13 protein-coding genes are annotated in these 20,292 nt (G+C 43.3%); 4 read left to right on the top strand and 9 right to left on the bottom strand.

What is annotated here, in order from left to right; genetic code table 11:
* Nucleotides 1-128 precede the first annotated feature (128 nt).
* From FLAVO9R_RS06020 to FLAVO9R_RS06045, 6 genes are read right to left on the bottom strand one after another with little or no spacing between them, the layout of a single operon-like run.
* Nucleotides 129-1,910: a BatD family protein gene (locus FLAVO9R_RS06020; RefSeq protein ID WP_159529663.1), complete on the bottom strand. Its 1,782-nt coding sequence runs from the start codon at nucleotides 1,908-1,910 to the stop codon at nucleotides 129-131.
* On the bottom strand, nucleotides 1,911-3,908 hold the full coding sequence (locus tag FLAVO9R_RS06025; RefSeq protein ID WP_159529665.1) for a vWA domain-containing protein: 1,998 nt from the start codon (nucleotides 3,906-3,908) through the stop codon (nucleotides 1,911-1,913).
* Entirely contained in the window at nucleotides 3,908-4,942 is a 1,035-nt protein-coding gene (locus FLAVO9R_RS06030; protein ID WP_159529667.1) for a vWA domain-containing protein, read from the bottom strand. The genes FLAVO9R_RS06025 and FLAVO9R_RS06030 overlap by 1 nt, the downstream gene beginning before the upstream one ends.
* Nucleotides 4,935-5,507 (bottom strand): DUF4381 domain-containing protein, encoded by a 573-nt coding sequence (locus FLAVO9R_RS06035; RefSeq protein ID WP_159529669.1) that lies wholly within the window; start codon nucleotides 5,505-5,507, stop codon nucleotides 4,935-4,937. Before FLAVO9R_RS06035 ends, FLAVO9R_RS06030 begins: the two co-directional genes overlap by 8 nt.
* Nucleotides 5,507-6,469: a DUF58 domain-containing protein gene (locus tag FLAVO9R_RS06040; protein ID WP_159529671.1), complete on the bottom strand. Its 963-nt coding sequence runs from the start codon at nucleotides 6,467-6,469 to the stop codon at nucleotides 5,507-5,509. The genes FLAVO9R_RS06035 and FLAVO9R_RS06040 overlap by 1 nt, the downstream gene beginning before the upstream one ends.
* A 3-nt stretch (nucleotides 6,470-6,472) precedes the next feature.
* Complete coding sequence (locus FLAVO9R_RS06045; RefSeq protein WP_159529673.1) at nucleotides 6,473-7,429, bottom strand: AAA family ATPase; 957 nt, start codon at nucleotides 7,427-7,429, stop codon at nucleotides 6,473-6,475.
* A gap of 305 nt (nucleotides 7,430-7,734) precedes the next feature.
* Here FLAVO9R_RS06045 and fadI point away from each other — a divergent pair, with 305 nt between their 5' ends.
* From fadI to FLAVO9R_RS06060, 3 genes are all read left to right on the top strand, one after another.
* Nucleotides 7,735-9,045 (top strand): acetyl-CoA C-acyltransferase FadI, encoded by a 1,311-nt coding sequence (gene fadI, locus FLAVO9R_RS06050; RefSeq protein ID WP_159529675.1) that lies wholly within the window; start codon nucleotides 7,735-7,737, stop codon nucleotides 9,043-9,045.
* A 19-nt stretch (nucleotides 9,046-9,064) separates the two neighbouring features.
* Nucleotides 9,065-11,203: a fatty acid oxidation complex subunit alpha FadJ gene (gene fadJ, locus FLAVO9R_RS06055; RefSeq protein WP_159529677.1), complete on the top strand. Its 2,139-nt coding sequence runs from the start codon at nucleotides 9,065-9,067 to the stop codon at nucleotides 11,201-11,203.
* 203 nt (nucleotides 11,204-11,406) lie between these two features.
* On the top strand, nucleotides 11,407-11,604 hold the full coding sequence (locus tag FLAVO9R_RS06060) for a hypothetical protein (protein WP_159529679.1): 198 nt from the start codon (nucleotides 11,407-11,409) through the stop codon (nucleotides 11,602-11,604).
* A 164-nt stretch (nucleotides 11,605-11,768) separates the two neighbouring features.
* Here the strand turns inward: FLAVO9R_RS06060 and FLAVO9R_RS06065 are convergent, their stop codons facing one another.
* From FLAVO9R_RS06065 to FLAVO9R_RS06075, 3 genes are all read right to left on the bottom strand, one after another.
* Complete coding sequence (locus tag FLAVO9R_RS06065) at nucleotides 11,769-11,933, bottom strand: hypothetical protein (RefSeq protein WP_201299241.1); 165 nt, start codon at nucleotides 11,931-11,933, stop codon at nucleotides 11,769-11,771.
* Nucleotides 11,934-12,124: 191 nt separating this feature from the next.
* On the bottom strand, nucleotides 12,125-16,678 hold the full coding sequence (locus tag FLAVO9R_RS06070; protein WP_159529681.1) for an EAL domain-containing protein: 4,554 nt from the start codon (nucleotides 16,676-16,678) through the stop codon (nucleotides 12,125-12,127).
* 156 nt (nucleotides 16,679-16,834) lie between these two features.
* On the bottom strand, nucleotides 16,835-19,582 hold the full coding sequence (locus tag FLAVO9R_RS06075; protein WP_159529683.1) for an insulinase family protein: 2,748 nt from the start codon (nucleotides 19,580-19,582) through the stop codon (nucleotides 16,835-16,837).
* A 170-nt stretch (nucleotides 19,583-19,752) separates the two neighbouring features.
* Between FLAVO9R_RS06075 and sixA the strand changes: the two genes are divergently transcribed.
* Nucleotides 19,753-20,265 carry a phosphohistidine phosphatase SixA gene (sixA, locus tag FLAVO9R_RS06080; RefSeq protein ID WP_232370589.1) on the top strand — a complete coding sequence of 171 codons (513 nt, stop codon included), beginning with the start codon at nucleotides 19,753-19,755 and terminating at the stop codon, nucleotides 20,263-20,265.
* The last annotated feature ends 27 nt before the right edge of the window (nucleotides 20,266-20,292 follow it).

Raw genomic sequence — 20,292 nt, forward strand, 5'->3', positions numbered from 1 at the left:
GGTAGTATTGCTACCGTCTATTTTTTAGCTTTATCTTTAAATTCGTAACCCTTGGCACGAGTTAATGCCTATTATTAAGCCACTCGTGCCTAGCAGTCCAAGTAAAGCGCCTTTCCTTTGCGCAGTATCTAGGTAGAGGGGTACAAATTAATTAAGGTATTTTTACCAGATTTCTTGTTTTTTAACCAAGAATCTCTGGCGTTTTTAATTGCGCTTTGCATTGATTCGGGTTTCCAATCGCTTTTCGACTGACTAAACCGTGTTTGCTGCAATGCATTCAAATGAGACTGAATCTCGCTAGTTGCGCCGTGGTCGGATGGATTTATAAATCCTCTTTGATTGGGGTATAAACACTTCAACCAGGCTTGCAATGCTGGTGTAATTGCCGATGTATTGCTCGCTTTTACTGACGCCATTAACGACTTAAATGCCGCCGCTTCATCACCTGAATTCGCTACTGAAAAAGTATTAGCGGAAGCGGCCGTATAATTTGTTTTTTGTCTTCTTTGCATTAGATAAGTCACTATCCAAGCGATAGCCGTGATCACCCAGAGGGCTGCAAATAGCCAAGTTAAGTAATGGGGAGTTTGCGCTTCGCCATTATTGGCTACTGAATGTTGTGATTCACTATTTAGCCCGCTATCACTTTCAGTTGCTCCGGCTCGATTAGCGGTAATTGAAGTCGCGTTACTAGCCGGTTGATTATCAAAACCTGACTGTGTAGGCATAGTAGGTGACGTTGCCCCAGCATCTGGTTGAACGTTGGCTGCTTGAACAGTGACTGTGCGGGCAGGGATGGTCGCATACTCTGTTTGCTCGGTTAAGGTATTAAACCAAGGAATAGTCACTTCCGGTAATACAAAACTGCCTGCTTGAGTTGGGATCACCGCCAGTGAGCTTTTGCGCTGTGCAATCAGTGTACTGTCTTTTTCTACCGTGGTAGTGGAGGATTGATCTGGATACAACTTAAAGTGGGGAGGGTAAAACTCCGGTATTTCTGGTAACTGTTCTTCCACCACGCCTAGGGCCGTAAGCGTGACCACGCGAGTAATAGGCTCGCCAACTACAAAGGCATCGCCTTGAGGCCACTCTTCATCAACCCGCGCCATTTCAGAGGGTAACCAGGGGTAATCAATACCCGCGGGAATCGGTTTAATATTTACCGTAATGTCGGGTCCAACACGGTTAACTTGCTGAGTTCGATTGAATAGACCGAAACGTTGATTGGTATTAGCGGCAGCCACTTCTGCAGTGAAAACTGGCCCTCTAATGGTAAATTCACCTGATGCTTGGGGCACAATGGCAAACTGGCGTTCAATAATTTGGTAACGTCTACCATTTACAATGTCGGTATATTGTTTGTCATCACCTAACTGCTTTATTTCGGCGTTTTGCATGGTGGGTGATTGCAAACTACCGCGCTCAATATTCGTCGCCAAATGCAGTTTTATGGTATAGAAAAGCTGTTGGTTTAAAAAGGCTTCTTTTAAATCAATATCGGTAGTTACAAAGTAATCGCGCGCGACATTATCAGACTGTTGAACCGGAATAACATTCACCGACATAGGCGCTGTTTTTTTACCTTCTATGCTTATAGGCGGTATGGTGAACGTACCTTCTTTACGCGGAAAGAGGGTGGTAGTCCAGGTCGTTGTTTTCTTGGTATCAAAGTTCACAATAGATGTTTGACTGCTCACCGATGTTCTACCAACAACGAAGTCTTTTAGTAATATTGAGCTATCAAAAGACTCCCGATCTGCGCCGCCATTTGCCACAACGGTTAACCGAATAGCCTCATCAAGCATAACCGGATTTTTATCGATGGTGGCTTCAACCGAAGTCACATCTGCCAGCACAACCATGCTGCGTAAAAGTAAGAAAAGGGTTGTAGTGAATAAAATTGCTTTCATCTACCAATCACTCCGATTTGAAGGCATGCGTTGTCTTTGGCGCTTCTGCGCTTCTAATTGCATTTTTCGTTTTAATAAGAACGCGGGGTCATCTGGTACTCTGCGCATTAAATTTTCAAGACGTTGCTGTTGTTCTTTTTCAGCATCTGTCATCTCACCAGCTTGAGCCATAGCTGCATCGGTTTCTTGCTGGGTTTCATCGGTACCTTCTTCATTTCCAGTATTTTGAGGGGCGCCTGAGTCTTCTTTGTCGTTTTCTTCACCGTTGGCACCATTTTGCGCGTCCGACTCATTTGGGTTCTGGGTATCATCTTGTTCACCCCCTTCATTTTGTGAAGATTGGGGATCATTTTGGCTATCATTTTCATCGTTAGCATTCTGATTATCAGCCGCGTTCTGCTCGCTATTTTCGTCAGATGAGTCTTCACTGTTTGAACCATCATTACTTTGGCTATCTTGGCTACTATCGTCGCTACCTTCTTGATTTTCACCTTCACCAGAATCTTGTTGGTTGTCACCCTCATTCGATTGCTGATTTTCTTGATTTTGCTGTTCTTGTTCTTCTTGTTGCTGCTTCAACTGTTCCAATAATGCTTTATTTTCTGCAGCATCTTGATAATTAGCATCTAGTGATAACACTTCATCATATTTGGCGATGGCCTCATCTAGCTTGCCTAACCGAGCCAATGCATTGCCTTGGTTGTACAAACCTTCAATACCGCCTTGTTGTTGATAAGCGACAAGTGCCTGTTCGTAGTCGCCGGCCTTGTAATGTGCCGCGCCTTGCCAAGCAGGGTCTTCAAAAGTAGATGCTGCTTCATTAAATGCGTTATCAGCGTAGTTTGCTAACCCTTCTTGATTGGCATTTAAAAAAGGTTTTTTCCACCACGACACAGAAGGGGAAGTCGAATTCTCTGACGGTGGTTCTTGGGCGACAGATTGCGCCATTACTGATTCACTGCTCATCGGCATGTAGATGGCTGCTATGACTGCAAACACTAATCCGCGCCTAAACCCAAGGGCTATTAAGGGAAGTAAACCCAATAATAGATAGGGGCCAAACTCGCGCCATTGGTCGCCTTCAGTATCACTCGCATCTTCCTCAGATTCGCTGTCTCTATCGAGTAACGACAAGGAAGCGAGTGAAGTAATATCGTCATCATTAGTGGTGATTTCACTAAATTTACCGCCGCTAGCACGGACAATAGCATTGACTGCACTGCTATTAAGTTTAGGGATCACAATAGCGCCACTTCTATCTTTAAGTAACTCACCTGTTATCTGCCTTATAGGGGCACCGTCATCTGTACCTACAGCAAGTGCATTTAAGGTGAAAGATAAGTCGGCAACGTATTCTTGAAGCTCCTGTTGCTGGCGTAAATCAATACCATCGGTTATCCAGTAAATCATACCCTTGCTGTAGCCCGCGTTCGTCAATAACTCAGCAGCGGTTTCAACGCCTAACAAAGGGTCGCTGCCAGGAACGGGCATGATTTCCGGTGACAAGCTCGGAAGTAGGGTGGTGATGTTAGCTGCATCTTGAGTGAGTGGGCTCACTACAAACGCGTCGCCTGCATAGGCCACTAATCCCATTTCACCCTCACCAATCTGGTTTACAAGATCAATGGCTTTATATTTAGCGCGGGTAAGTCTATCTGGGGTAATGTCGGTAGCGCGCATCGACAACGACATATCCATTACGATGACATGCCCCATTTTCAGTTGGTAAACCGGTTGCGGTAGCCGTTCCCATGTAGGGCCTGCTAAGGCAACAACGGCAAGCAACCATCCTAATGCAAGCAGCCAGAATGGGGGCTTCTGTCCTTTCGTAAATTTCCCTACCACCATATGCTGATAGAGATGTGACGGAATAACCGACTGCCAGCCCGACTTTTTCGACGTATTTCGCTTAAGGGCTATATAGAGAATAAGCGCGGGAATAAGCGCTATAAACCACTCGGGTCGCAAAAAATGGACATTGTTAGTAAAGTCTTCCATTACACACTTTCCTTTTTATCGCTAGATGAAATAGGTGTGCGTGACAGTGATTTAATCAATGTACTTCCAATCATTATTAATGCCCATAAGGCAGATAAAGCAAAGGCTACCGCCAATGGAAAGTAGAAGAGGGCTGTTAGCGGTCGCATTTTCCTCGCTTCACCTTGGATAGGTTCTAGCGCGTCTAATTTTGCATAAATGGCTTCTAGCTCTTTTACGTCTCTAGCACGGAAGTATTGACCACCAGTTGAGGTAGCAAGGTCACTTAACATGTCTTCATCTAACTCTTGAGAGGGATTCACCTGTCGGCTACCAAAGAAACTTTGAATAAGCATTTTATCTGCGCCTACGCCAATGGTGTAAACCTTCACTTTTTTATTTACTGCCAACTCTTTTGCTTGCTCAGGGGTAATGAAACCTGCGGTATTTTGCCCATCGGTAAGCAAAATAAGCACATTGTTCGATTCGTCTTTTGCATCAAACCGTTTAACAGCCAAACCGATAGCATCGCCAATAGCGGTTTGTTCTCCCACCAAACCAATCACGGATTCGCTCAGTAAAGTAGAAACAGTGTCTCTGTCATAAGTAAGTGGCGCTTGAAGATAAGCGGTATCAGCAAACAATATTAAGCCTAAACGGTCACCCACGCGGCGCTGGATAAAATCGTACAGCACAGACTTTGTCATGGTCAGACGATTCACTTGCCTGCCATTTAATTCCATGTCGTCAATTTTCATACTGCCGGATAAATCTACCGCCAACATCATCTCTCGGCCTTCACTTGGAATGCTAATTGGCTCACCTAGCCATTGAGGACGTGCTGCTGCGATAACCACGCAGAGCCAAATTAGCGATGCAATAACGACCGGGATTTTGCTACTTTTAAGCGGTGATGGCGTTTCTTGAATACCCGGCCTTAAAGCAGGCACTTGTAGGGCAGCCATTACGTGCTGGGGTTTTGCCGGCACTAGGTATCGAACAAGTAAAGGAAGGGGGAGTAGGAACAAAGCCCACCACCATGCGAACTCAAGCATGGGTTGCCTCCTTACCTTTTTGCTGTTCAAACGATGATGGCTGTTGTGAAGCGCGCAATCTCTTATTATTCGAAGGCGAGGTGACTTTAAAGTGTTTCACCCACGCATTTGCAGCTTTACTACATTCGTTAAAATGTTTGTTATCGCATTTGGGCACGTACTGCTGCGAATGCAGCGTTGATAGTGAATCGCTCATCGTATTTTTGCGTCTGTCTGGCAGCGTTTTCAATAGAAACTCATGCCAACTGTTACCATAAAGCCCTGCAACTTGTTGGGGCGTAAAATACGTCACGGCGGTACGTTTTAATACATTGTTGATTTGCATAGGCCAGTTTTCATCTGAAGATGAGATACTTCCAAGCAGTTTTAGTGCATCGCGACGGGGCTTGTTAAATTTATGCTTTTTGACGAGATAAACAATGAGGCTTATTGCCCCCGCTAAAAATAACGCAATTAAGCACCACCAGCCCCAGTCCAGAGGCCAGACGTCTACATTGTCAGGAACATGTATATCTTTAAGCTGTGCAAGAGGATCGGTTTGCGGCATACCTTGGGCTGATTGCATCAAAAGCGCTCCTGTTGCATGCCTTGAATTTGGGTATCAATAGGCAGACCCGCAGAAATATGGTAACGAGAAATATTAGCTTGTTTAAGTGATTGTTCCATTACACTGTTTTGTTGTTCACGCCAACGTTGATAGGTATCTTCTTCTTTTCTGTCACCTAATAACCATCGCTGTTGGTTAATGCCATCGGAAACACTTACCCGTTGAATGGAGCGAGTTTGAGGCAGTGTATGCTCAATAGGATCGTCAACTATAATGGCTCTCACTTCGCAATGGCGTGAAAGCTGACTTAAATGTTGCTGAGCCGCACTGCCTAAATGCTGAAAATCAGACAGTAGATACACTAAGCTACCTGGGCGAGCCAAACGACGAAGTCGAGCACAGGCATCGGCAAAGGATTGGGTATCGGCTTCTTTATTCGCCAACTGTTCATGGCTGGTGGCGTGCAAGTCCATCAATTCGTGACAAATATGCAAAACAGCCCGTTTACGAGCAAGGGGCTTCACTTCTTTGTGCTGGCTTTGGTTAAATAGTAATGCGCCTACTTTGTCGCCGTGAGCAGCTGCAGACCAACTTATTAACGAACAGATATGGGCAACCTGCATAGACTTAGTCAGTAACCGTGTGCCAAACATCATTGAAGGGGAGAAGTCGCAAAACAAAAATACAGGGCGTTCTCGCTCTTCACGATATATTTTGGTGTGGGTTTTACCGGTGCGGGCGGTAACACGCCAGTCGATTGCACGAATGTCGTCACCTGGTTGGTAATGTCTAGCCTCGTCAAACTCCATGCCTCGACCTTTGTGCTTGGTCAAATAGCTGCCTGCAAGGCGAGCTTGTGGCGAGCGCTTAGGAGAAAGACTAAATAGTTTTGCCAACTGCTGATACCGCAATAGTTCAGCAGTAGACAAATTAACCCCGTTGGTTTGCAGTAACGCTAACTGCGAATGAACATCACTCATCGTTTATGGAACAGCTACGGTAGCAACAATTTGGTTAAGCACATCATTCATAGTAATGCCTTGTGCTTCTGCGTGATAAGACAAAATAATGCGATGGCGAAGTACATTATGTACCACCGCTTGAATATCATCAGGGCCAACAAAATCTCTGCCACTCAACCAAGCGTGTGCACGTGCGCATCTGTCTAAACTGATGGTGGCACGAGGGCTAGTGCCCATCGCAATCCATTCGGCAAGATTTGCATCAAACTTAGCTGGCTGTCTGGTAGCCATCACCAATTGCACTAAATACTGCTCAAGTTCGGGCGCCATATGTAGTGCTAGCGCTTCATTACGTGAAGAGAAGATATCTTGCTGGGTTAATTTAGGCGGCGTTACCGGCGGAACTGATAATGCTTCTCCGCGGGTCAAACGCAAAATCTCTAACTCTGTTTCGGCATCTGGATAATCAATATCGACGTGCATTAAAAAGCGATCGAGCTGAGCTTCTGGTAATGGGTAAGTCCCTTCTTGTTCTAGAGGGTTCTGTGTCGCCATTACCAAGAATAAAGGGGGAAGCGGGTAGGTCTTGCTGCCTACCGTTATTTGGCGCTCAGCCATAGCTTCTAGCAGCGCCGACTGTACTTTAGCTGGAGCACGGTTTATTTCATCAGCCAATACTAAGTTGTGAAATAGTGGGCCTTTTTGAAAAACAAATTCACCGGTTTCAGGGCGATAAATATCAGTGCCGGTTAAATCAGCAGGCAGTAAATCAGGGGTAAACTGAACGCGATGAAAATCACCGTCGATACCATTAGCAAGCGCGTTAATTGCTCTGGTTTTTGCTAGACCTGGAGGCCCTTCTACTAAAAGGTGCCCATCAGCTAAAAGCGCAATAAGGAGGCTTTTGGTAAGTGCACTTTGACCAATGATTTGCTGATCTAAATACTTCTGCAGTTGCTGAAATTGTTCCGCTGCCATAATGCAATTATTCCGTTGAAATTCTAGTTATCAGGAAAAGTAAACCAATTAACTCGCCCAAATGTATGTTACGAGTAGATAAATTGGCATAAAACAGACTATGTTTTTCTTATATGGTTCCCTTGTCGTCTAGTTCAAGTCGTTAAAAACATCTAATTTTCAGATAGGCGACGATTATTCGACACAAATAGGCTGAAAACTGTCCGTGAACGTTGATAATTTGCTATTTTGTTCATTGTTTGTAAAAATTGGGTTTATTACAGGTCAGACCACTTATTTCCCGTGGTCCTTAATTTAGGTGCATTATGTCAACAAGACAATCTGTTACTACCCGCGAGGGTGATCGTATCGCCATTGTGGCGGGGTTACGTACTCCGTTTGCAAAAATGGCGACATACTTCCACGGTGTTCCCGCTGTCGATTTAGGTAAAATGGTCGTAAACGAACTGCTCGTTCGCCATGGCATTCAAAAAGAATGGGTTGATCAGGTTGTCTATGGTCAGGTTGTTCAAATGCCTGAAGCGCCGAATATCGCCCGTGAAATCGTATTGGGTACTGGCATGAATGTGCATACTGATGCTTACAGCGTCTCTCGTGCATGTGCAACCAGCTTCCAGTCTACCGTTAATATTGCCGAAAGTATGATGGCTGGCCACGTTCAGGTAGGTATTGCTGGTGGTGCTGACTCTACGTCTGTATCGCCAATTGGTGTATCTAAAAACCTAGCGCGCGCATTGGTCGATCTTCAAAAAACCAAAACTTTGGGTCAGAAGTTTAATATCTTTAAGCGTTTAGGCCTTAAAGATTTAGCGCCTGTGCCGCCAGCGGTTGCAGAATACTCAACAGGTTTGTCTATGGGACAAACTGCTGAGCAAATGGCGAAATCCCACCATATCTCACGTGAAGAACAAGACGCACTTGCGCATCGTTCACACAGTTTTGCCGCGCAAAGCTGGGAAGAGGGTAAATTAGACAGTGAAGTAATGACCGCTTACGCAGAACCGTACAAAGGTGCGTTATCTCGCGACAACAACGTACGTTTCGATTCTAAGCTTGAAGGCTATGCCAAGCTTCGCCCTGTTTTTGATAAAAAATACGGTACAGTAACTGCGGCTAACGCTACCCCGCTAACTGATGGTGCTTCAGCTGTTATTATGATGACGGAATGCCGTGCTAAAGAATTGGGCTATAAGCCATTAGGTTATCTTAAGAGTTATGCTTTCTCTGCCATTGATGTATGGGAAGACATGTTGATGGGGCCATCTTACGCCACGCCAATTGCGCTAGATCGTGCAGGCATGACATTAAACGATATTACGCTTATCGAAATGCATGAAGCTTTTGCCGCGCAGACACTTTCGAACGTAAAAATGTTCGCCAGCGATAAATTTGCCCAAGAAAAACTTGGTCGTGCAAAAGCTACCGGTGAAATCGACATGGACAAATTTAACGTTATGGGAAGTTCTATTGCTTACGGTCACCCGTTTGCGGCAACAGGCACGCGAATGATTACCCAAATGCTTAACGAACTTAACCGTCGCGGTGGTGGTACTGGTCTACTAACCGCTTGTGCAGCGGGTGGTTTAGGTGCAGCTATGATTGTGGAGACAGAATAATATGAGTCAGGACACAACAATGACAAATGACGTTCAAGCAACATCTGGTGCATTTACGTTAACCAAGCAAGACAATGGCGTTGCCATACTCACCATGGATGTACCTGGTGAGTCTATGAATACGCTAAAAGCCGCTTTTGGCGATGAAATATCTGCCATGCTGGATGACATTGATACTGATACCAGTATTAAAGGTGTTGTGCTGGTAAGTGGTAAAGCAAATTCGTTTGTAGCCGGTGCCGATATTAGCATGCTAGCTGCTTGTAATACTGCAGAAGATGCCACCACCATCGCGGCTGGCGGCCAAGCTATTTTTGAGCGTATCGAACGCATGAAAGCAACCTTTGTTGCAGCCATAAATGGCCCAGCACTTGGCGGTGGTTTAGAACTAGCCCTAGCGTGTCATTATCGAATTTGTACCGACTCTCCCAGCACTCAGGTAGGGCTTCCTGAAGTTCAACTTGGCTTATTGCCTGGAAGTGGTGGAACACAGCGACTACCTCGTTTAATTGGTATACAGCAAGCCATGAAAATGATGCTTACTGGTGCACCAGCACGGGCAAAGCAAGCGAAAAAGTACGGCATTGTTGATGATGTAGTACCGCAAAGCGTGTTGCTAAAAGTGGCTGAGCAGTTCGCCCTTAAACGTAAGCCTGAGCGCGAAGCGCCGCAAAAAAGCGTGATGGACAAAATGCTTGAAAATACCGGCCCAGGCCGCGGCATGATGTTCAAAAAAGCGCGCGAAGCAACGTTTGCTAAAACTAAAGGTAACTATCCTGCGCCAGGTTACATTATTGATGTCATCGAAACTGGCATGCGTGATGGCGTTGAAGCTGGCCTTAAAGCTGAAGCGGAAGCATTCGGTAAGTTAGTGATGACACCTGAATCTTTTCAATTGCGTCAGATTTTCTTCGCGACTACCGACATGAAGAAAGAAAACGGTATTGAAGGCGTAGCGCCAGAGAAGATGAAAAAAGTTGGCGTACTAGGCGGCGGATTAATGGGCGGGGGTATTGCGTTTGTAACCTCTACTAAAGCCGGCGTACCTGTTCGTATTAAAGATGTTCGCCCTGAAGGCATTGCTAACGCGATGAAGTACAGCTACGACATTTTGAATAAGAAAGTGAAGAAGCGCTTCATGCGTAGTAGCGAAATGCAAAAGCAACTGTCGCTTATCACTGGCACCTTAGATTATAGCGGCTACCAAGATACCGATATTGTGGTTGAAGCGGTATTTGAAGATTTAGATCTTAAGCAAAAAATGGTCGCGGATATTGAAGAAAACTGCAAAGAGAACACCATCTTTGCCTCTAACACTTCTTCTATTCCAATTACCCAAATTGCTGCTAAATCAGCTCGCCCTGAAAACGTGATTGGTCTTCATTACTTTTCACCTGTAGATAAAATGCCATTAGCCGAAGTTATCGCTCATGAAACTACGTCGGATCAGGTTATTTCATCTACCGTTGAATTTGCGAAAAAGCAGGGCAAAACCCCCGTCGTTGTTAAAGACGGCGCAGGCTTTTATGTTAACCGTATTTTAGCCCCTTACATGAATGAAGCGGCTAGCTTAATTCTTGCTGGTGAGCCTATAGAGCACATCGACAAGTCCCTCGTTAAGTTTGGCTTCCCCGTTGGGCCTGTGAAGTTACTTGATGAAGTAGGCATTGATGTTGGTACTAAGATCATTCCTTTCCTAGTAGAAAGCTTTGGAGAGCGTTTTACGGCGCCTTCAGCTTTCGATAAAGTACTGGCTGATGGTCGTAAAGGTAAAAAGAACCAAAAAGGTTTTTACAGCTATGAAGGTAAGAAGCCAGGTAAAGAAGTAGATGAAAGTATTTACTCACTCCTGGGTTTAACACCGTCAACGAAATTAAGTGAAAAAGAAGTGGCTGAACGCTGCGTTCTTATGATGCTTAATGAAGCTGCTCGTTGTTTAGATGAGAGTGTTATTCGCAATGCCCGTGATGGCGACATTGGTGCTATCTTTGGTATCGGATTTCCACCTTTCCTAGGCGGTCCTTTCCGTTATATGGACACGTTAGGAATCAAACATGTTGTTGAGCGTTTGAATCATTACGCTAGCTCCGTAGGTGATAAATTCGCACCTGCAGATGTATTGGTGAAAATGGCTGAAGAGAACTGCACCTTTTACTAGTATGTAAGCGACATATAAAAAGCCGGGAGCCTGAAACGTAAAGGTTCTCGGCTTTTTTTGTGTGTAATGAGTAATTTTGCTGGTTTGCTAGCCAATTTTCAGTACAATCCGGCAGTTTCGAAAAAATACAAGTCAAAATTTTGGCGTTGTATTTAATAGAGTTTTTCAATCCCCTTAAATAGTGAGCTAAGTAGGAGTGCTTCTTGTTTGTTTTAATATCGATAAGCCTATTAAGTAGTGTTTTCTTTTATGTAGAGGCTGTGAAGTGGGGAATGAATGCTAAGTATTGGGCAGTGCTTGCTTTAGTGATAGGGCCTTTTGTATTCCCTATATTTGGTATTGCCAGACACATACATTGGCGAAGGGCAGCAGGCTTTAATAATCTAATGGTAGAAGCGTAAACGACAACAGAACGACTAGACAATGTCTAGAGCTAAGCCCTGGCGAGTTTAAAGCGTTTCAGCCCTCTCTAATTCCCAGTAAATCTATACATTAAGCGCACAGCTGAATTACAGGTATAAAAAAAGAGAGTCTATGCTCTCTTTTTTGGAATTCTTTCAAGCTCTTATAAGCCTACACCGTAACCGTTACCACTTTTCGGGCGGTAGCTTTGAGGCTGAGTAACAGACTCTTTTTGCTGTTCAGGGGCTTGTTTAGCGCCTTCTTGGTTATCAGCAGCAACAGGGGTAGCGGTAGATAGTACTAATGCAACAGCATACTCTTTTAACATTTTAATATTCCTCTGACTTTTTATTTTAAGAACGAACAAACAAAACCGATAGAAAGGATGTTTACCGGTTACAGAAGATACTGCGAGAGATGTGCCAACTTTTTAAGTTGTTGATTTTAAATGGTTAAAGTTGTATTTGGTGCGTTTTTTGACACTTTAGTTAGTCAAAAGTAGTAAGCGCCAAAAAAAAGTCAGATGTTTGAATGGCCAAGCAGGTTATGAAGTTTTTGATTTTCAGTAAGTAGTTTTTCAAAACGCTCGGCATTAAGCGGGCGGCTGTATAAAAAGCCCTGTAGCATCTCGCAATCATAGCGACGCAAGATATTAAGCTGCTCTTCTTCTTCAACCCCTTCAGCCACTACCTTTAGGCCTAGGTTATGGGCAATGTTAATTATTGCTGCTGCCATATGACGGTCAACGCTACTTTTCGCGATATCGTCAATAAACGCTTTATCTATTTTAAGGGTATTGAGCGGGAATCGCTTCAAATAGGCTAAGGAAGAGTACCCAGTACCAAAGTCATCAAGGGCAAGGTGTATGCCTCGCTCTCTTAACCTACTCATCATACGAAGGCCATTTTCAGGGTCTTCCATTAACGTTCCTTCGGTAATTTCACACTCTAGGTGCAGTGGGGATAGGCCCACTTCGCTTAAAATTCGGTTAATTCTGTCGTCTAAATCTGGAAGTTCGAATTGTTTAACAGAGATATTCACGGCTACTCGGCCGGTAAACAAGCCTTGAGATACCCAGCGTTTGGTATCGATACAGGCTTTACGTAATACTTGCTCACCAATTTCAATAATCTGGCCTGTTTGCTCAGCAAGGGGAATAAATTGCCCTGGGCTTACTATGCCTTTTTGCGGGTGTTCAAAACGGACTAACGCTTCCATACTGACCAGTTTACCAGAGGCGATATCAACTTTTGGTTGGTAGTAAACCGTAAATAGGTCGTCTTTAATTCCGTGGCGAATTAAGTTTTCAATTTGCAACTGACGAACCGCATTTTGATTCATTTCACCGCTGAAGAATTGATAGCTGTTGCCACCATTATTTTTCGCAAAGTACATGGCGGTGTCGGCATTTTTTAGCATTTCTTGTGGCGTATTACCGTCGTCAGGGAAAAAGGCTATGCCTAAGCTTGCGCCCAATACAAACTCTTGCTTATTGATGATGAAAGGGCGAGCGAGTGTATCAAGTAAGTTTTGTGCGTAATGGGTGACCGTATGAATATCTGCGCTATCTTCCATTAAGACACTGAACTCATCGCCACCAAGGCGATAACAAGTGGCATTTTTACCTGTAATACGTTGTAAGCGTTTGGCAATTTGTTTAATTAATATGTCACCAGTTTGGTGGCCTAGCGAGTCATTTATTTTCTTGAAGTTGTCCATGTCCAAACACAACAAGGTGTGTGGCGAGCCCTTACGGACTAAATTTTGATGACTAGCTTGGTAAAACGAGCGATTAGGCAGTTCAGTTAAAGGGTCGACATTGGCCAGTTTAAGTAATTCTTTTTCGGTACTCTTACGAGAGGTGATATCGCTGAATACACCAACGAAATGACTTATTTTGCCATCGTCGTCGTGTACCGCATCTATGTTTAATTCCATTTCATAGCGTTCGCCATTAACGCGAACTGATTCTACTTCACCCGACCAGTTACCTTTGGTTTTCAGGGTCTTTTTAATCTCTTCTGTAAACGCATCGGGATACAAATGGAAATGTAGGTAGCTGGCAAGTGCTTGTTCTCTAGTTTCACCTGTATAGCTACAGTAAGCGTTATTCACTGAAATAAATTTAAACTGTGTGGTGGTAATGAATACACCCTCAGAGATATTTTCGATTGAACGCTTAAAGAGGTTTAGCTGTTCTTCTGCTTCCTTTAGGTGGTTGATATTCTTCAACGTTCCGGTCATACGAACCGGCTGCTGATTATGATCGCGCTCAACCACTTTTCCACGATCTAGTAGCCATATCCATTGGTTTTTAAAGGTTTTAGCGCGATAGGCAAGCTCGTAGAAGTCACTCTTACCTTCTAAATGGTTGCGTAATGTATCCCTAACGCGACCTATATCATTGGGGTGGATATTCGCATCATAGGCGCCAGTGGTTCTTATATCGTCTTGTGGGAAGTCTAAAGTCCCCCATGTGTTTGCTCGATATACTTGCCCGCGATACACGTCCCAATCCCATAGTTCGTCGCCAGAGCTCCATAAGGTAAGTTTAAGGCGTTCCTCTGATTCACGGATGGAAAGTTGATTCGATTTACGCAATTGGTACTGTCGAATAATAAAGGCCAGAACAATGGTTAGAATAAGTGCATAAAAAACTAATGCGACGGAATGTAACCAAGGGGGTCTAGATATTTTCAGCTGAAGAGTTCGACTATCTGACCAGCCTTTACCTGACTCTCTCGCTTGAACTTCGAATAAATAATTACCGAACGAGATATTGTTAAATTGAGCTTTTCTATTTTTGTTGTTGTAAACCCAAATATTATCTAAGCCTTTAAGACGATATCGATAAGAAACTTCATCAGGGTAAACTGGGTTAATAAGTCCAAATGAAACGCTAAATCTCGACTCAAAGTACTCTAAAACTTTTGCCTTATCATAAGTAATATTTTCTACTTTAGAGACATCACTCTCTATTAGGCTATTTTCAGCATTAAGTAATTCTTGTCCACTAAACTTGGGTTGGCCAAATACACTGAATCCAAAAAGCTCTGGTGCTAAAGTTTTTACTTCATGGTCAAAGTTGGATGATGATTTAGCAATTTTGTTGAAGCCTTTATTTCCGCCGAAATATATATCGCCCTCAAAAGTAGCCAAGATTGCGCTTTCACCAAGGGAATTAAACTCTAATTGGGCATTTGATATTGTTGTGACTTCTTGGAGAGAGGGAAGCTCTATTTGATGCACACCTGCGCTGTCTGCATACCAGATGGAATCCATTACTCCAACAGAAGAGAAAATATAACCGTTTCCACCATCTCTGCTCTGTTTTTGAATGACTTCAAAAGTACTTTTGTTTAACTTTACTACACCGTCTGAACGAGTCGTTAGCCAAAGAGCATCTGATGTCTCATAAACGCTGTATACCAGTGAATTTATACCACTCTGTTTATTTAGCTCTTGCTCTACTTGATCGTTCTTTGAGCTGTATATTAAGACGCCATCTTTATGGCGAAGCCAAACTCGATTATTAGAATCGGTGAAGATCGGTAGGTGAAACGTCGAGTTGGACTCTACTTTTCGCTTCGTAACCAGTGACTCATATGTCTGAGTACTAGGCTTTTTTAAATCAATTGAATACAGCCCATCTTCGTCTAACCATACCCAAAGAGAGTTTGCATCTTGATGTATATAATCTATAAATTGCCCTTGGAAGAAATGATTAACTAGATAAAGGTTATTGTTTTCTCTTCTGTAAGCTAAAAGACCATCAGAGGACGCAACCCAGTAAGTATTATTCTGGTCAACGGCTAAATCCCAAAAGGTTGTACTTTCTCGAGGTTTGGGAGTTTTTGTTAAGTAAGAAAGTTTTCCTGTTACTTCATGTAAGGCGCCAACACCGCGATTTTGAGATGCGAATAAAATTTCACCCTCAGAATTCTGAGCTAATCCCCAAATCGTAGCTTCGACGGGCTTAACAGAGTTACTCTCCTTAAAACTAGGATGAAATTTAACTTCAGAGTAATTCTTGTGGTAACGAAAGGCGCCTTGAAGGGTACCTAGCCATACTCCTCCGGTACTGTCTTTTTGAAGATTAAAGACAAGGTTTTGATTCAATCCAGTTACATTTTCTGTGGATGCATCGACATGGGTTAGATTGGAAGGGGTAATTTTTTCTGGTTCGTTTATATTTTCATGGACTATCAATAGCCCCGCATCTGTTCCAATCCAAACTGAGTCTGAAACTCGCTCGATGCTGAGTACATTCACATCATGCTCAATAGATAATAACTTCTTATCAATTGAACGAATTAAATTGCCCCTGTTCCCTAAAATGAAAACGCCTTTATTAGTGGCCAACCAATAATTTCCCTCGATGACATCAATATCATGTAATGCGCCTATCGAAATATTGATTCCCCAGGGATTGACTTTGTCTAAGCTATATATTTTAGAGTCTGACTTATCAAAAATTTTAGCGCCAGCTTCATTCGATCCAATCCAAATTTTTGAGCTTTCATCGAAAACTACTTTAATATTACTTGGTGTATCAAAAGCCTTTGTTACTATTCTTACCTCTTCTTTTTCTTTAGAAAGTGAGTAGAGAAACTTTGAATCAGTAAAAAGTATATCACCGTTTTTTGACTCGCCGATGGTAGTAATTAATTCAAGTTTTATAGAGGAGTTTGTACTAGAGAATATTTTGAAATCATCAGTTTCAGGTTGGTATTTAGCCAATCCAGAATGAGTGGCTATCCAGAGCGTCCCCCCTGAGTCAACAAATAACTTTTGAATAAAACCACTCGGAAGAGCATTGGGATCGATATCAGAAGGGTGGTATTGCTTTATATCATACCCGGAATAACGATTTAGGCCATTCATTGTCGCAAGCCATATGTATCCCTTGTCGTCTTCTGCAATATCGAGGACAACAGTATTGGATAAACCGTCTCGTTTATCTAACTCAGTAAATTGTAAATCAGCAACTTCTATGGCTGCCGCATCGGAGAAAATTACTCCGAGCAGTTGAAGCCATATGACTATAACTGAGTAAGCTAGGGTTGAGCGCACCTACACACCTTTGGCATTACGCCTTATCATTATAATTTATAGTTAGGCTGGCCGCATCCCTAACAGCCAGAGTAATAAATATGCCGAAATAACGCGGGCTCTACAAGCGATTTTTAGTTATCGGAGGGTGATGGTTCAATTGTTAACCACCTTTTGCTAGTAATAGGGAATTTGGGATTTAAACTCGGAAATTCCATTGATGGTTCTTTGCTTTGGTGTTTCTAGTTTTTCGTACTTGCCTTGTGCAAAAAGAATTAACTCTCCGCACCGTTCTCGCTTGGCAAGTTGGTGCGCGTAGCTTTGTATATCCTCAAACCTCAATGCGCTAATACATTCAGCAAGTTGGGTATTTCTATTAAAGCTTAAATCCTGCGTCCCTAAGCTTATCCATAGTCTTTGCGACTTCATCGATAAATTAAGATCGCGTTCTTCTAGTTGCTTCAATAAGTTCTGTTTGATGGTAGACCAATAAAAACGATAGAACTCGATTTCTTCTAACTGCTGAAACAAAAATAACGTCATCGCATCAAGTAACGTTTTGGCACTATTATTAGGGCTTTGTACATAAAATGCCATCCCCGGGTGTTGATTATGGGGAACATAACCGGTTCCCACAATGTAGCCCAATTGTTGTTCTGTTCTAAGTGCATTGAAAAATGGTGCCGCTAGCATTTGTTCCAACACCATACAAAGTGCAGTGTCGTGCAGGTCTGCAGTCGGTGCCTGCAAATACAGCACTACAGCAGCATCGTCGTGTTCACAGGTGACTTGATGATAAAAAGCTTCACCAACAGGAAGTTTCGACACCGCGCGCGACAAAGGTGAGCCGCTGGTATTAACACATTTACTATCAATATTTTTCGCGAAGTCCTTTGCTTGTTCACTGGCCCAATTGCCATGCACAAAGCTTTCTATGAAATAGTCATCAAATGCATTTTCACGCACGTTAATCATGTCTTCATAGGAAGTGTTTGCTACCGCTTCCAGTAATTCCACAGGGGCTTGTGTATTACGCTGTATCAACACGCTTAACCTAGAGAACAAGCGGTTAGTCGGTTTGTTCAGCAGTGAGTTCTGTAAATTCTGAAGCTGCATTTGTTTGTAATGCTGAAAATTAAACTCAGAAGGTTTGAATGATAAGACGGCTTCTAATAACTGCTCTGCTAACAACATTTGCTGATTGGTAAAGCCTCGGGTATGCAGCGTAAAGCCAGCTTGATGACCATAAATTCGATAATGTAACCCTGCAATTTCGGCGCGGTAATACTTGGCCTGAAGGTAGTCATTTAATGCACTTAACCAGATTCGTTTAGCAGCAACCGCGGTTAACGAATCAGAGAAATGCACCATATCAAACGAGACATAAATGTCGCCTTTTGGGCTAAAAAACTGTTGGTCTTGTGCAAACCAAAAACGCACACCGTCTTTCTCAACCAATCTGGTCGGGTTATCAACTCCCGTTTCTGGTAATACTAGCGCGTAGCTTTCCCCTAAATAGGGGTTCGGAGGGGGAAGCGATAATGCATCTATCGTTATTGGTGACGCAAAGGCATTCAATTGATCGTCAGCAATAGGTTGAACACGGTATCTTGCGTTGTAATACGCGCAACTTCTATCGGTTTCTACATCCGGAGAGATTACTTTTAATCGAATGTTACACGGCGTAAAGAACGACAAGGCCTCTTTCATGACAGTGCCGTCGTAGCTGCCGATACTTGTTCGAAGTTTTCTAAGCTGCTCTGGCGTGAACAAAAATTGATGCTGGGCAAATTCGCTCACCATCATTAGCGGCTTGACGTTTTCTTCGTACTCTAGTGCTAGCGCAGTAAGTTGCGCTTTCTCTTCGAATCGCCACGAGTCATTAATAGATTGTTTAACCAATTCTAGGTAACTGAATAATGCCATCACAACATCTTGTTGTTTTGCTAATCCTAGTTCTGTTAGCTGGAAGCTTATATTGAAGTCTTTAAATTTATCGCCTTCAATACCCGAGCCAGCGATCAGATTTACCGCCCAGTTTTGGCTCTTCAAATACGCAAGTAAACTGCCTTCGCCCTCATCGCCAAGTAAATGGCTAATATAATTTAGCGGTTTGGTATCGATATCGTTGTGAATACCAGGCAATGCAAAGGTTACAATCATTCGCCGCGCAGTTTGCAGCGGTTTAATATTAATTTGAATACCAAGCTGAGAAGAGGAATACAGCGCAGGCCATGAATCATTGGCTAACGCTCCGGCCTCAAAACTTGAAAAGCTTTGTGTTATTAACGCTTCTAACTGAGCAATGGGAACTGGGCTTGATATACATAAACACATGTTACGACCGCAATAATACTGTTTATGTAGGGCTCTTAATGCCTCTCGAAGACTGCCAACCTCGTGTTTTGAAAATATATCGGCATTGCCAACAGAAAATTTTGAGAAGGGATGAGCCGGATTACACGTTTCTTTGTGAATCTGATAAAGCCGGCGTAAGTCGTCTTTAATTTTAAACTGAAACTCTGCATCAATAGACTTTATTTCGTTTGTCAGCGCAGTTTCATTTAAGATGGGTTGGCGCAGCATATCGGCAAAGGCTGGAAGAGTTTGCGCAATGGCAGAGCCGTCACACTGATAATGGTAATTCGCATATTCAGTGCCTGTCCACGCGTTTATATTACCACCATATTGCTCGATGAACCCGTTGATACTATTAGGGTTTGGGAAATGTCGACTTCCCATAAAGAGCATGTGTTCTAGCAAGTGGGCTAGCCCCTGACAATCGTTTGGATCGTAAAAATGACCCGCACGAACCGCCATAGAAACATAGGAAGTGCTGGATTGTGGTTCATAGCATAACATAACCCTAAGACCGTTGGGCAAGGTAAAATGATATGCATTATCAAATTTTTGAACGTTAGTCACATGATCTCATTGTAAAAACTCAAGACAAAATTGTCAGGAAAACCACGAACTGCTCACAATCCCTGAAATGAAATAATACAGTTAAATAACCACTATTTAGGTTTTGTGCTATGCGTAATTAAAGCACTCTGTTATCGTAACTGCACATAAAACATAGTATGCGTAATGTTATGTCAGGTCAAAGTAGCAACGACGACATTTTTTTATTTATCATGCGCCATGGAGAGGCAGAAGCGCCGCGTTTGGATGACAAAAGTCGGCAGCTCACCCAAGTTGGTAGACAGCAATCGTCGGCCGCCACGCAGTGGTTGTGTGCGAATTATTGTCCTGATAACGCCGTGGATTTGGCGCTAATCAGTCCTTATCGTAGAACTCGCCAAACCCTTGATATGGTCTCCCTTGATATCGTCGCTGATAAAATCGAAGTCAATGAAGATATTATTCCCGACGGTTCGGCAGAATTGGTTAGCGATTATTTGTCGGCGCGGATACACAGCGCTGTTAATTCAAAACAGCCCCTCAAGCGAATATTGGTGGTCAGTCATATGCCATTAGTCAGCTATTTGGTTGACGCATTGTGTCAGTCTTACACAACCAGTTTATTCGCTACCGCTTCCATTGCTGTCATCCGATACTCGCCTAGAACACAAAAAGGTACCTTGGTAACGCATTACCAAGGCTGAAGGTTTAATGGCTAAAATAGGCTGGGG

The organism is Alteromonas sp. 38, assembly GCF_902506055.1.
Classification (GTDB): Bacteria; Pseudomonadota; Gammaproteobacteria; order Enterobacterales; family Alteromonadaceae; genus Alteromonas; species Alteromonas lipotrueae.